11 protein-coding genes and 1 tRNA gene are annotated in these 12,603 nt (G+C 71.7%); 7 read left to right on the top strand and 5 right to left on the bottom strand.

Annotation, left to right across the window (positions count from 1 at the left end):
- Positions 1-69: 69 nt before the first annotated feature.
- The 7 genes from I3F54_RS14940 to I3F54_RS14910 all read left to right on the top strand — a co-directional run bounded on the left by I3F54_RS14940 (position 70) and on the right by I3F54_RS14910 (position 8,320).
- On the top strand, positions 70-723 hold the full coding sequence (locus tag I3F54_RS14940) for an SCO family protein (protein WP_240119229.1): 654 nt from the start codon (positions 70-72) through the stop codon (positions 721-723).
- The gene (locus I3F54_RS14935; RefSeq protein WP_240119228.1) at positions 720-1,193 is read left to right on the top strand and encodes a copper chaperone PCu(A)C; all 474 of its coding nucleotides are present in this window, start codon (positions 720-722) and stop codon (positions 1,191-1,193) included. The genes I3F54_RS14940 and I3F54_RS14935 overlap by 4 nt, the downstream gene beginning before the upstream one ends.
- Positions 1,194-1,208: 15 nt before the next feature.
- Positions 1,209-3,242, top strand: a complete 2,034-nt coding sequence (locus I3F54_RS14930) for a copper resistance protein CopC (protein WP_240119227.1) — start codon at positions 1,209-1,211, stop codon at positions 3,240-3,242.
- A 9-nt stretch (positions 3,243-3,251) separates the two neighbouring features.
- On the top strand, positions 3,252-4,535 hold the full coding sequence (gene efeB / locus I3F54_RS14925) for an iron uptake transporter deferrochelatase/peroxidase subunit (protein WP_240119226.1): 1,284 nt from the start codon (positions 3,252-3,254) through the stop codon (positions 4,533-4,535).
- Positions 4,536-4,740: 205 nt separating this feature from the next.
- Positions 4,741-5,673, top strand: a complete 933-nt coding sequence (gene pheA / locus I3F54_RS14920) for a prephenate dehydratase (protein ID WP_240119225.1) — start codon at positions 4,741-4,743, stop codon at positions 5,671-5,673.
- A gap of 569 nt (positions 5,674-6,242) precedes the next feature.
- Entirely contained in the window at positions 6,243-7,520 is a 1,278-nt protein-coding gene (gene serS / locus I3F54_RS14915) for a serine--tRNA ligase (protein WP_240119224.1), read from the top strand.
- Positions 7,517-8,320 carry an HAD family hydrolase gene (locus I3F54_RS14910; protein WP_240119223.1) on the top strand — a complete coding sequence of 268 codons (804 nt, stop codon included), beginning with the start codon at positions 7,517-7,519 and terminating at the stop codon, positions 8,318-8,320. The genes serS and I3F54_RS14910 overlap by 4 nt, the downstream gene beginning before the upstream one ends.
- Positions 8,321-8,489: 169 nt before the next feature.
- On the opposite strand, the gene I3F54_RS14905 is transcribed toward I3F54_RS14910, so the two are convergent.
- The 5 genes from I3F54_RS14905 to I3F54_RS14885 form a co-directional block, all read right to left on the bottom strand.
- Positions 8,490-8,577, bottom strand: a tRNA-Ser gene (locus I3F54_RS14905).
- Positions 8,578-8,870: 293 nt separating this feature from the next.
- Positions 8,871-9,590: an ABC transporter permease subunit gene (locus I3F54_RS14900; protein ID WP_240119222.1), complete on the bottom strand. Its 720-nt coding sequence runs from the start codon at positions 9,588-9,590 to the stop codon at positions 8,871-8,873.
- Positions 9,591-9,600: 10 nt separating this feature from the next.
- Entirely contained in the window at positions 9,601-10,512 is a 912-nt protein-coding gene (locus I3F54_RS14895; protein ID WP_240119221.1) for an ABC transporter ATP-binding protein, read from the bottom strand.
- Positions 10,509-11,417 (bottom strand): ABC transporter permease subunit, encoded by a 909-nt coding sequence (locus I3F54_RS14890; RefSeq protein ID WP_240119220.1) that lies wholly within the window; start codon positions 11,415-11,417, stop codon positions 10,509-10,511. The genes I3F54_RS14895 and I3F54_RS14890 overlap by 4 nt, the downstream gene beginning before the upstream one ends.
- The gene (locus I3F54_RS14885) at positions 11,407-12,369 is read right to left on the bottom strand and encodes an ABC transporter ATP-binding protein (protein ID WP_240119261.1); all 963 of its coding nucleotides are present in this window, start codon (positions 12,367-12,369) and stop codon (positions 11,407-11,409) included. The genes I3F54_RS14890 and I3F54_RS14885 overlap by 11 nt, the downstream gene beginning before the upstream one ends.
- Between the last annotated feature and the right edge of the window lie 234 nt (positions 12,370-12,603).

The raw sequence follows: 12,603 nt of genomic DNA, 5'->3' as shown, positions 1-12,603 counted from the left end.
GCGCAGGGGCCGTACCGGCCTCCGGGGCCCCTGCGCGTGCCGCCTCTCACCCCTATGGGACATTTCGCTATGCGCAAGAAGACGTTCGCCGCGGCGGCGCTGTTCGCCGCCGCCGCCCTCACACTCTCCGCCTGTGGCAGTGGCGACGACACCTCCGGCCCCATCGCCGTTGTCTCGGAGGAGTCCGCCTCGGACAAGGCCGTGACCGTCCTCGACAAGCCGTTCGAGAAGCCCGACCTGGTGCTGACCGACACCCACGGCAAGACGTACGACTTCCGCAAGGAGACCAAGGGCCGGCCGACCCTGGTCTACTTCGGCTACACCCACTGCCCCGACGTGTGCCCCCTGACGATGAACAACCTCGCCGTCGCCAAGAGCAAGCTGCCCAGGGCGGAACAGGACGAGCTGCGGATCGTGTTCGTCACCACCGACCCCGAACGCGACACCCCCGCCGCGCTCGGCTCCTGGCTCAAGGGCATCGACCCCCAGGTGGTCGGCCTCACCGGCGACTTCGCCACCGTCCAGGCCGGCGCCCGCACCCTGGGCATCAGCATCGAGCCGCCGCACAAGGACAAGAACGGCAAGATCGTCTCCACCCACGGCACCCAGGTCATCGCCTTCTCGCCGAAGACGGACGCCGGCTACCTCGTGTACGGCAAGGACGCCACCGTCGACGACTACACCGCGGACCTTCCCGAGATCGTCAAGGGGGAGACCCCGTGAGGCGCACCACCCTGTCTCCGTCGTCCACGGCGTCCACCGCGTCCGCCGCGGTCCTGGCCGGGGCACTCCTGCTCACAGGCTGCGGATCCGGCGACGACGCACCCGACCTGGCGGTCAGCGCCGCCTACATGCCGCAGCCGGTCTCCGACATGGCCGCCGGCTTCCTGACGATCACCAACGACGGCGACAGCGGCGACAGGCTGACGTCCGTCACCAGCGACGCCGCCGGCAGCGTCACCCTCCACCGCACCGTCGGCACGTCGATGCAGGAGGCGGCCTCCCTCGACGTGCCCGCGCACGGCAGGCTCGTCTTCGAGAGCGGCGGCAACCACCTGATGTTCGAGATGCTCAAGCGCAAGCCGAAGCAGGGCGACACCGTCGACGTCCAGCTGCACTTCGCCGAGTCCGGCACCGTGAGGGTCGCGATACCGGTCGAGCCGGCGACGTACCAGCCGGCCAGCGGACACTGAGGGAGGGGGACCGCAGTGACCCGGACCACCGCCCCCCGTCTGCGCGCCCTGGTGGTGCTGCTCCTGGCCGTCGCGGGCGCCCTGCTCGCCGGAGCCTCGCCGGCTTCCGCGCACGCCGCGCTCACCGGCAGCGCCCCCGCGCAGGGGGCGGTGGTCGACCGGGCTCCCGACCAGGTCAACCTCACCTTCTCCGAGAAGGTGGCCCTCAACGACGACTCCCTGCGCGTCCTCGATCCCCGGGGCACACGCGTCGACAAGGGAGACCCCGCGGAGGTGAGCGGCACCACCTACGCCGTCCAGCTCCGCGGCGGGCTGCCCGACGGCACGTACACGGTGGCCTACCAGGTGGTCTCCGCCGACAGCCACCCCGTCTCCGGCGCCTACACCTTCTCCGTCGGCGCCCCCTCCACGACCACCGTGGCCCTCGGCGGGCAGGAGGCGGGCGGGGGCCTGGTCGGCGGGCTGTACGGCTTCGGGCGGTACGTGTCCTACGCCGGGTTCGTCGTCCTGGTCGGCGGCGCCGCGTTCGTGCTCGCCTGCTGGCCGGGCGGCTGCGGGGTGCGGGCCGTGCAGCGCCTCGTGGTCGCCGGGTGGCTCGCGCTCACCGCGGCCACGCTCGGACTGCTCCTCCTGCGGGGCGCCTACACCACCTCCGGCAAGGCCTCCGACATCCTCGACCTCGACCTTCTCGGCCAGGTCCTGCAGACCAGGACGGGCGCGGCGCTGGTCTCCCGACTGCTGCTGCTCGGCGCGGCGGCCCTGTTCATCTCCGTGCTCTTCGGCGCCTGGGACCGGCGTGAGGACGCCGAGAAGCGGGACCTGACCTTCGGGCTCGCGCTCGGCGGATCCGTCGTGGCCGTCGGGATCGCCGCGAGCTGGGCCATGTCCGAGCACGCCTCGACCGGGCTCCAGCCGGGCGTCGCCATGCCCGTGGACGTCGTCCACCTGCTCGCCGTCGCCGCCTGGCTCGGCGGGCTCACCGCGCTCCTCGTGGGGCTGTACGGCGCGCCCGCCGGCACCCCGGTGACCGCCTCGGCCGTGCGCCGCTTCTCCACGGTCGCCTTCGGCAGCGTCGTCGCGCTGGTCGCCACCGGCACCTACCAGTCGTGGCGGCAGCTCGGCTCCTGGTCGGCGCTGACGGGCACCGGCTACGGGCAGCTGCTCCTGGCCAAGGCCGGGCTCGTGGCCCTGCTTGTCGCGATCGCCTCGGTCTCGCGCCGGTGGACCGCCCGGCTGACGGACCCGGCCGGCGCCCCAGCGGCCCGGCCCACCCCCGAGAACCGGCGGATCACCGCACCCGCCGGCTCCACGGCGCGGGCGCGGGGAGACGGCGAACCGGCGGACGGCGGGGGCGGATTGGCGGGCGGGGGCGCTGACGCGGTCACGGCGGACGGCGGTGGGGCGCCGGCGGACGGCGGAGCGCAGAACACGGACGGCGGTACGGAGGACGCGGGCGCCGGTGCGGGGAACCCGGGCGGCTCCGCCCGTGCCGCCCAGCTCGCCCGGCAGCGTGCCGCGGTGGACGCGGCGCGGCGGAAGCGGGAACGGGACGCCGACTCCAACCGGTTCGGGCTGCGGCGCTCCGTGCTCGCCGAAGCCGGCGTCGCCGTGGTCCTGCTCGCGGTGACCACGGCGCTGACCCAGACGGAGCCCGGACGCACCGAGGAGGCCGCCAGGGCTGCCTCATCCTCCGCCGCGTCCGCCAGGGGGGCACTGACCCTGGACATGTCCTTCGACACCGGCGGTCCGGACGGCAAGGGCGTCGTGAGTGTCGACCTCGACCCGGCGCGGACGGGCGCGAACGCACTGCACGTCTACGTCACCCGCCCCGACGGCCGCGCCTACGACATCCCCGAGGTGAAGATCGCCTTCAGCCTCACGGCGAAGGACCTCGGACCGCTGCCCGTCGTTCCCGACCGCGTCACCACCGGACACTGGTCGGCGAGCGACATACAGATCCCCGTGGCCGGCGACTGGAAGGTCGCCGTGACCGTGCGGACCTCCGACATCGACCAGGTGACCGTCTCCAAGAACGCACAGATCGGCTGATACCCCACCATGACCGACCAGTCCGTACCGAAGGCCCGCACCCCCGCCGACGGCAACGCCCCCCGTTCGCCCCGCACCCCGGAGGGCGTCTCCCGGCGGGCCCTGCTCGGCACCGCCGGCGCCACCGGGCTCGTGCTCGGCACGGCCGGCGCCGCCGCGGGCTACACCGCCGCCCCCGCACAGGCCACCCCGCTCACCTCCCTGGGCGCGGACCGGGCGATGTTTCACGGGAAACATCAGCCCGGCATCACGGAGGGCCTCCAGGCCCGCGGCCACCTCATCGCCTTCGACCTGACCGCCAAAGCGGGCCGCAAGGAGGCCGCCGCGCTGCTGCGCCGCTGGTCGCAGACGGCCGAGCGGCTGATGGCGGGCGAGCCGGTGGCGCACGGCGACACGGACGTCGCCCGTGACGCGGGACCGTCCTCGCTGACCGTCACCTTCGGCTTCGGCCGCAGCTTCTTCACCCGGACCGGGCTCGAGAAGCAGCGTCCGGACGCTCTCGCCCCGCTGCCGGAGTTCTCCTCCGACCGGCTCGACAAGGCCCGCAGCAACGGCGACCTGTGGGTGCAGATCGGCGCCGACGACGCCCTCGTCGCCTTCCACGCCCTGCGCGCGATCCAGAAGGACGCCGGCAGCGCGGCCCGGGTGCGCTGGCAGATGAACGGTTTCAATCGGTCGCCGGGTGCCACCGCCCACCCGATGACCGCCCGCAACCTCATGGGGCAGATCGACGGCACGCGCAATCCGAAGCCGGACGCCTCCGACTTCGACCGGCGGATCTTCGTCCCGGGCAGCGGGCAGCCCGCCTGGATGGCGAACGGCTCCTACGCCGTCGTACGCCGGATCCGCATGCTCCTCGACGACTGGGAGCAGTTGTCGGTCGCCGAGCAGGAGAACGTCATCGGGCGCCGCAAGTCCGACGGGGCACCCCTGTCCGGGGGTACCGAGACGACCGCGATGGACCTGGAGAAGACCGACAAGGCCGGCGACCTCGTCGTCCCCGTCAACGCCCACGCCCGTGTCACGCGCCCCGACCAGAACGGCGGGGCGGCCATGCTGCGCCGCCCGTTCTCGTACCACGACGGCATCGCCTCCGACGGGGTACCGGACGCGGGTCTGCTGTTCATCTGCTGGCAGGCCGATCCGCTGCGCGGTTTCGTCCCCGTGCAGCGGAAGCTGGACCGCGGCGACGCCCTGTCGCAGTTCGTCCGGCACGAGGCGAGCGGGCTCTTCGCGGTGCCGGGTGGGGCGGCGAAGGGCGAGTACGTGGGGCAGCGGCTGTTGGAGGGGTGAGGGACCGCCCGGCGGGCCTCCCCCTGCGGGGCGGCGTCGCGCGGGTGGACCTGCGGAACGGCACCGGTGCCATGCGTCCGGGCCTGCGGAACGGCACCGGCCGACGTCATGCGCCTGCGCGGTCTTCCGCGTTTCAAACCACCCGGTCGAGTGGCATCCGTGAGACGCCCGGGCCGTGACGCTCCGGGCCCATTAGGGTGAAGCCATGCCAGCGAGCTATGCCTACCTCGGCCCCGAGGGCACCTTCACCGAAGTCGCTCTGCGCACCCTCCCGGAGGCGGCGACCCGGGAGCTGATCCCGTACGTGTCCGTGCAGTCCGCACTGGACGCGGTCCGTGCGGGCGAGGCCGAGGCCGCGTTCGTGCCGATCGAGAACTCGGTCGAGGGCGGCATCACCACCACCCTGGACGAGCTGGTCGCCGGCGCACCGCTGATGATCTACCGCGAGGTGCTGCTGTCGATCACCTTCGCGCTGCTGGTCCGGCCCGGCACGCAGCTGTCGGACATCAAGACGGTCTCCGCCCACCCGGCCGCGCAGCCACAGGTCCGCAACTGGCTGCGCACCCACCTCCCCGATGCGGTGTGGGAGTCGGCCGCCTCCAACGCGGACGCCGCGCGCCTGGTCCAGGAGGGCCGCTACGACGCCGCCTTCGCGGGCGAGTTCGCCGCCGCGCGGTACGGGCTCCGGGCCCTGGAGACGGGCATCCACGACGCCGAGAACGCGCAGACCCGATTCGTGCTGGTGGGCCGCCCGGCCCGGCCCGCGGCACCGACCGGGGCGGACAAGACCTCCGTCGTGCTGTGGCAGCGCGACGACCACCCCGGCGGTCTGCGCGACCTGCTGGGAGAGTTCGCCACGCGCGGCATCAACCTGATGCTGCTGCAGTCCCGCCCGACCGGGGCCGGGATCGGCAACTACTGCTTCTGCATCGACGCCGAGGGCCACATCTCCGACCGCCGGGTCGCGGAGGCACTGACGGGGCTGAAGCGGATCTGCCTCCAGGTGCGCTACCTCGGCTCCTATCCGCGCGCGGACGTGCAGCCGGGCCAGGTGCAGAAGCCGGGGCCGGGGACGTCGGACGCGGAGTTCGTGTCGGCGGCGGACTGGGTCGCACGGTGCCAGGACGGGCGTTTCTAGCCATCCACGCCGGTCCTACCTGCCTATTTTCGTTATCCACAGGAGTTATCCACAGGGAGCCATCTCGACCTGGGGATAAGTCGACTCAGAGGCATGACCGAGTCGACAAATCGGCCCTCGGGGGCCTGATGCGGCCTCTGCCCCGTAGGTCACACTTCGTCCACCTGTTTCCTTTGAACAATCCTTTGGAGCGAACACTTTCCACTCGAAAGTGCGGACAAAAGAGGTTTGCACCGGGAATCCTCAGACGCGAAGCTGATCACGGAGTGATCAATTCCGAAGTCCACAGATCTTCCTCACACCCTGTGGATAACTTCCCGGCGGTGAAGGAACTCTGTGGACAAAGGCGCCCTCGCCGCGCCCTCAAGTCCCGCTCTCCACAAGGCAATCGAGTCAACGCACCGCCGCGCGCATGCTCCTTCCCAGGGAGTGGGACGCTTCCCCTTGACGGGTTCCGACACGGTCCGGCACGTAAGGCAATTCCGTCATAACGGAACGTATCGCCTCATTCGCCGTGCCCCGTAATAGTGAGTCGTGGGCCGGGACCGGGCACCGGTAGCCTTGACCGCGTGATTGACCTTCGCCTGCTCCGTGAGGACCCCGACCGAGTGCGCGCATCGCAGCGCGCCCGTGGAGAGGACGTCGCGCTCGTCGACTCCCTCCTGTCTGCCGACGAGCGGCGCAGGTCCTCCGGCGTCCGCTTCGACGAGCTGCGTGCCGAGCAGAAGGCGCTGGGCAAGCAGATCCCCAGGGCCTCCGCCGACGAGAAGGCCGAGCTCCTCAAGCGTGCCGAGCAGCTGAAGGCCGACGTGAAGGCCGCCGACGCCGAGCGCGACGCCGCCGGCGCCGAGACCCAGGAGCTGCTGCTCCAGCTGGGCAACCTCGTCCACACCGACGTCCCCGTCGGCGGCGAGGAGGACTTCGTCACGCTGGAGACGCACGGCACCGTCCGCGACTTCTCCACCGAGGGCTTCGAGCCCAGGGACCACCTGGAGCTCGGTCAGCTGCTGGGCGCCATCGACGTCGAGCGCGGCGCGAAGGTGTCGGGCTCCCGCTTCTACTTCCTCACCGGTGTCGGGGCCCTGCTGGAGCTCGCGCTGGTGAACGCGGCGATGGCCCAGGCGACGGCCGCCGGCTTCACCCCGATGCTGACCCCGGCGCTGGTGCGCCCGCAGTCGATGGCCGGCACCGGCTTCCTCGGCCAGGCCTCCCAGGACGTGTACCACCTCGACAAGGACGACCTGTACCTGGTCGGCACCTCCGAGGTGGCACTGGCGGCCTACCACATGGACGAGATCATCGACGCCGGGAAGCTGCCGCTGCGCTACGCGGGCTTCTCGCCCTGCTTCCGCCGCGAGGCCGGCTCGCACGGCAAGGACACCCGCGGCATCTTCCGCGTCCACCAGTTCGACAAGGTCGAGATGTTCTCCTACGTCTCCCCCGAGGAGTCGCAGGAGGAGCACCGCAGGCTGCTGGAGTGGGAGAAGCAGTGGCTGACGTCGCTGGAACTGCCGTTCCGCGTGATCGATGTCGCCTCCGCCGACCTCGGCGCCTCGGCGTCCCGCAAGTTCGACTGCGAGGCCTGGATCCCGACCCAGGGCAAGTACCGCGAGCTGACGTCGACCTCGGACTGCACCGAGTTCCAGTCGCGCCGCCTGTCCATCCGGGTCCGTGAGGGCAAGACGGTCAAGCCGCTCGCCACGCTCAACGGCACGCTCTGCGCCGTGCCGCGCACGATCGTGGCCATCCTGGAGAACCACCAGCAGGCCGACGGCTCGGTCCGCGTCCCCGAGGTGCTGCGTCCCTACCTCGGGGGCCGGGAGGTCCTGGAGCCGGTGGCCAGGTGAGCTCCGGTCTCCTCTACCGGCTGATCGCCACCGACCTCGACGGAACGCTGCTGCGCTCCGACGGGTCGGTGTCGCAGCGCACCCGTGAGGCACTCACCGCCGCCACCGCGGCGGGTGCCGCCCACATCGTCGTCACCGGCCGCGCCGTCCCCTGGACCCGGCACGTCCTCGACGACCTCGGCTACCGGGGCCTCGCGGTCTGCGGCCAGGGGGCTCAGGTCTACGACGCCGGTGCGCACCGCCTGCTGACGTCCGTGACGCTGGACCGCCAGCTGGCCGGTGTGGCCCTGGCGAAGATCGAGGCGGAGGTCGGCCCGCTGTACCTGGCGGCGAGCCGGGACGGGCTGGACGGCGAAGTGCTGGTCGGTCCGGGCTACGCGGTGCAGGGCACACTTCCCGCGACGCCGTTCACGGACGCCTCGGACCTGTGGACCGCCCCGCTCAACAAGATCTACATACAGCATCCCGAGCTGTCCGACGACGAGCTCGCCGAGGCCGCCCGCCGCGCCGCGGGTGGCTTCGTGAGTGTCGCCATGGCGGGCGAGGGCATCGTGGAGCTGCTGCCCCTGGGCCTGTCGAAGGCGACGGGGCTGTCGCTGGCGGCCCGCCGGCTGGGTGTGAGGGCCGACGAGACGATCGCCTTCGGCGACATGCCCAACGACATCCCGATGTTCGCCTGGTCCTCCCACGGCGTGGCCATGGCCAACGCCCACGAGGAGCTGAAGGCGGTCGCCGACGAACTGACGTCCTCCCACGAGGACGACGGCATCGCGGTGGTGCTGGAGCGTCTGCTGGGCTGACGCGGGCTCCGGGCGCCGCCGCCGGGACGGGCGCGCCAGGCGGCGCCGTCGGGGCCCCGGGACGGGGCCCGGCCGTGGGCCGGCCGGTGGCCCCGCCCGTGCACGGCCGCCGGGCGGTCGTCGGTGCGGGGGCCGGGCCGCTGTCGGGCGGGTGTTCCCGTCGGTCTTGCGGAGGATGCACGGATCGAACGTGCGCGGGCTTTCCGGGCCCGACCGCGGCTTAGCAGGCCGGTGCCTTACCACTCGGCCAATCCTCCGGGTGGGCGGTCCACGCGAGAGCGACATCGCGTGCTCGAAGCGACCGCCCCGGGCAGCTCCTGGTGTGCGGTGGACTCGACGGAGAGGTGGCGGCTACTCCGGAACCCGCCGCGGGCCGCCCTGCCGGGAGCCGGACGTACTGCCGTGCATGGACATCGCCCCGCTCCTCTCCCGGTCTGCGGCGCCGGACGGGGAGTCCGGCGGTGGGGACGAACTCCACTGTGCCGGTCCGGCGCCACCGGCGCCACCGATTTCCGAGCGGCCGTTCGACGGCGGGGGGCGTGTCCGGCGGCTACTCCTCGCCCGCCAGGGTCAGCGATCGCAACTTCTGGCCGGCGTACCAGGTGGCGAGGACGGTGACGGCGACCAGCAGCACCGTGGCGGTCGGCAGCCCCACGTCGGAGGTGACCAGGTCACCGCCGGCGACCCGGTGGGCGACCGCCAGAGCCCACTGCTGGATGCTGAGGGTCCGCGCGCCGGGCACCAGGGTGCCGAACAGGGCCTCCCAGACGAGGGCGTAGACGAGGCCGAACACGACCGCGTGCCGGGAGACGGTCCCCAGCAGCAGGAAGAGCGCCGCGTAGGCGATGGAGGCGACCAGTGCCGCGACCGTGTAGGCGACGGCGATCTGCTGCCCGTTGCCGTTGAGGACGAGTCCGGCGATCAGCGTCGGCACCGCCGAGAACGCCATGGTCACGGCGATCGCGACGATCAGCTTGGTGAGGATGACGGCCGGTCGCCTGATCGGCTTGGACAGCAGGTACACCACGGAGCCGTCGTCGATCTCCGGGCCGATCGCGCCGGTGCCCGCGATGACGCCGATGATCGGCACCATCGTGGCGAGCGCGAAGCCGCCGAGGACGTCGGCCGCGGTCTGGTCGTCGGCTCCGGTGAGACCGCGCACGGCCACGGCGATCACCAGGAGCAGCAGGGGCAACGCGCCGAGGATGAGGGCCCGGCGGCGTCCGAGCAGGGCCCGGTAGGTGAGCCGGGCGACGGTGGGGTCGTACATCTTCGGCCTCCTACGCCGCGACCAGGTAAGAGAAGACGGATTCGAGGGACTCGTCGGACGGCGAGACCGTCAGCAGCCGGATGCCGTGGTCCCGGGCGACGCGCGGCAGCAGAACGGTGAAGCGGGCGAAGTCGACGGCCTGGACGCGCAGCGCGCCCTCGGACGTGTCGACCTCGATGCCGGACGTCGACGGGTCGGCGATCAGCGCGGCCGCCAGGGCGCGGTCGTCGCTGGAGCGGATCAGGTAGCGGTGCGGGCGGTCGGTCATCAGGCGGCGGATCCGGCGGAAGTCGCCACTGGCCGCGTGCCGTCCGGCGACGATCACCTCGATGTGCCAGGCGAGTTGCTCGACCTCCTCCAGGATGTGGGAGGAGAACAGCACGGTGCGGCCCTCGGCGCCCATGCGCCGCAGCAGCTCCATGAGCTGCATGCGCTGGCGCGGGTCCATGCCGTTGAACGGCTCGTCGAGCAGCAGCAGCGACGGGTCGTGGACGAGGGCGCTCGCCATCTTCACCCGCTGCCGCATGCCCTTGGAGTAGGTGGCGATCTTGCGGTCCTGCGCGTACTCCATCTCGACGGTGGCCAGGGCGCGCGCCGCCGCCTTCGCACCGAGCCCGTGCAGTTCGGCGTTGGCGACGACGAACTCGCGGCCGGTGAGGAAGTCGTACATCGCCTCGCGCTCGGGCACGATGCCGATGTGCCGGTAGATCTTCTCGTTGCGCCACACGGCCTGCCCGTCGAGGGTGACGGAGCCGGTGGAGGGGGCGAGGAAGCCGCCCATCATGTTGAGGAGGGTGGACTTCCCGGCGCCGTTGGGGCCGAGCAGCCCGGTGACGCCGGGGCCGATGGTCATGGTGATGTCGTTGACGGCGACCACGTTGCCGAACCAGCGGGAGACGTGGTCGAGGGAGAGTGTGGTCACAGTCCCACCTTCTTGTAGCGGCGCAGCAGCAGGCCGTGGGCGGCGGCGATCAGGCCCAGGACGACGACGAGGTAGACGATGCCCTGGCCGGTGTCGGGCCCGTGCCCGCCGGGGACGGAGGACTCCGCTCCGAGGAAGGCCGACTGCACGCCGTCGATGAGCGTGACCGGCGAGAACAGCCCGATCCACGGGATGACGCCGGGATTGTCCTGGGAGTCGGCGATGGCCTGGAGGGTGGAGACCGCGCCGTAGGAGATGACCAGTACGGCGATCACGGCCGCGATGCCGAAGCCGCGGCGCGGGGTGACCGAGGCGATGACGAGGCCGATGCCGGCGAAGAGCAGCGAGAGCAGTGCCACGGAGAGAAGTCCCTGTACGCATCCCTCGGTCTGGTCGGCGAAGTCGAGCTTGGCGAGCAGCGCGCCGGCGTAGAGCACGAGCAGCGGCGCCGCGGTGAGGACGAACAGCGCCGACGCCAGCGCCGCGAACTTCGCCCGCACGTAGTCGGCGGTCTCGATGGGGCGCGAGAAGTAGAGCGGGACGGTCTTGAAGCGCAGGTCCCGCGAGACGGACTGGGGTGCCTGCGAGGCGACGTACAGGCAGATCACCGACTGCATGATGATCGCGTAGCGGGTGTACGCGACGGGCAGGTCGTGCGCCTTGGTGGCGACGGCGACGGCCACCATGATCGCCGCGGGCACGCACATCACCACGAACAGCAGCATCGGCAGGACCTTGGACTTCGCCGACCGGCCCAGGCCGTAGGCGCCGCGCAGGGACTGCGAGTACAGGGCGCGGGACGCGTACCCGCGGCCGAGGCGCGGGCCGTCGTAGGCGCGGTAGCCGATGTCGTGGATGCGGGTCTGGTCTGCGGACGTCGCGGCTGCGGAACGGTCAACCGCCATGGCCGGTCGCCTCCTTCCGCGGCTCGTCGCTGCTGGTGAACACTTCGGAGATGTGGTGCCGGCGCTGCTCCATGCGGACCAGTCCCAGGCCGAGGCCGGCGACGGTGTCGCGGACCAGGTCGTAGGTCTCCTCGCCGTCCGCGGTGAGGAGCAGGGTGTGGCCCGCGCCGGGCAGGCCGCTGGCGTCCTGGACACCGACCCCGCGCGCGGCGAGGGCCGCGCGCACCGCGTGGGTGCCGTCGGGGTGCTCGTCGGAGTCGGTGACCTCGATGGCGAGAGTGGTGGTGCTCTGGGTGAAGTCGGTGGTCGAGCTGGAGCGCAGGAGTTTGCCGCCGTCGATGACGACGACGTGGTCGCAGGTGCGTTCCAGTTCACCGAGCAGGTGGGAGGTGACCAGGACCGAGATGCCGAAGTCGCGGTGGATGCGGCGGATCAGTCCGAGCATCTCGTCGCGGCCGACGGGGTCGAGGCCGTTGGTCGGCTCGTCCAGGAAGACCAGCTGCGGGTCGTGCACGAGGGCCTGGGCGAGCTTCACGCGCTGCTTCATGCCCGTGGAGTAGCCGCCGATGGGGCGGTAGCGCTCCTCGTACAGGCCGACGTGGCGCAGGGTGTCCGCGGTGCGCTCACGGGCGGCGGCGGGCGGCAGGCCGGACATACGGGCCATGTGCACGACGAACTCGGTGGCCGAGACGTCGGGTGGCAGGCAGTCGTGCTCGGGCATGTAGCCGACGCGCTCGCGGATGGCGGTGCCCCGGGCGGCGACGTCGAGTCCGAGCACCTCGGCGCGGCCCTCGGAGGCGGGGGACAGGCCGAGCAGGATCTTGATGAGGGTGGACTTGCCGGCGCCGTTGGCGCCGATGAGTCCGGTCACTCCGGGTCCGATGTCCACGGACAACCGGTCGAGGGCGGTCACCCGGGGGAACCGCTTGCTCAGGCTTTCGGTCGCGATCACAGTCACGTCGTAGACCCTAGTGACGCACACCACGGAAGTCGTCAGACCGGAGAGTCGTCCTGGCGTCAGCCTGCAGTCGTACGGGCCCGTAGGGGATCTGCTCCCTGAGAGCTACGTGCCGCGCCCGTACCGACTCCGGCCCCCCTATTGACGCCGTCTCTAACAAGTGCCAGATTCGCTCATGTCAAGTTACGGGCACGTAGCGCAGTCGCCGAGAACCGCTGGAGGCGTTGG

The sequence above is a fragment of the Streptomyces sp. MUM 2J genome (genome assembly GCF_022414535.1).
Classification (GTDB): Bacteria; Actinomycetota; Actinomycetes; order Streptomycetales; family Streptomycetaceae; genus Streptomyces.
Note: the sequence above shows the minus strand (reverse complement) of the source record. Positions and strands in the feature narration are given on the sequence as shown.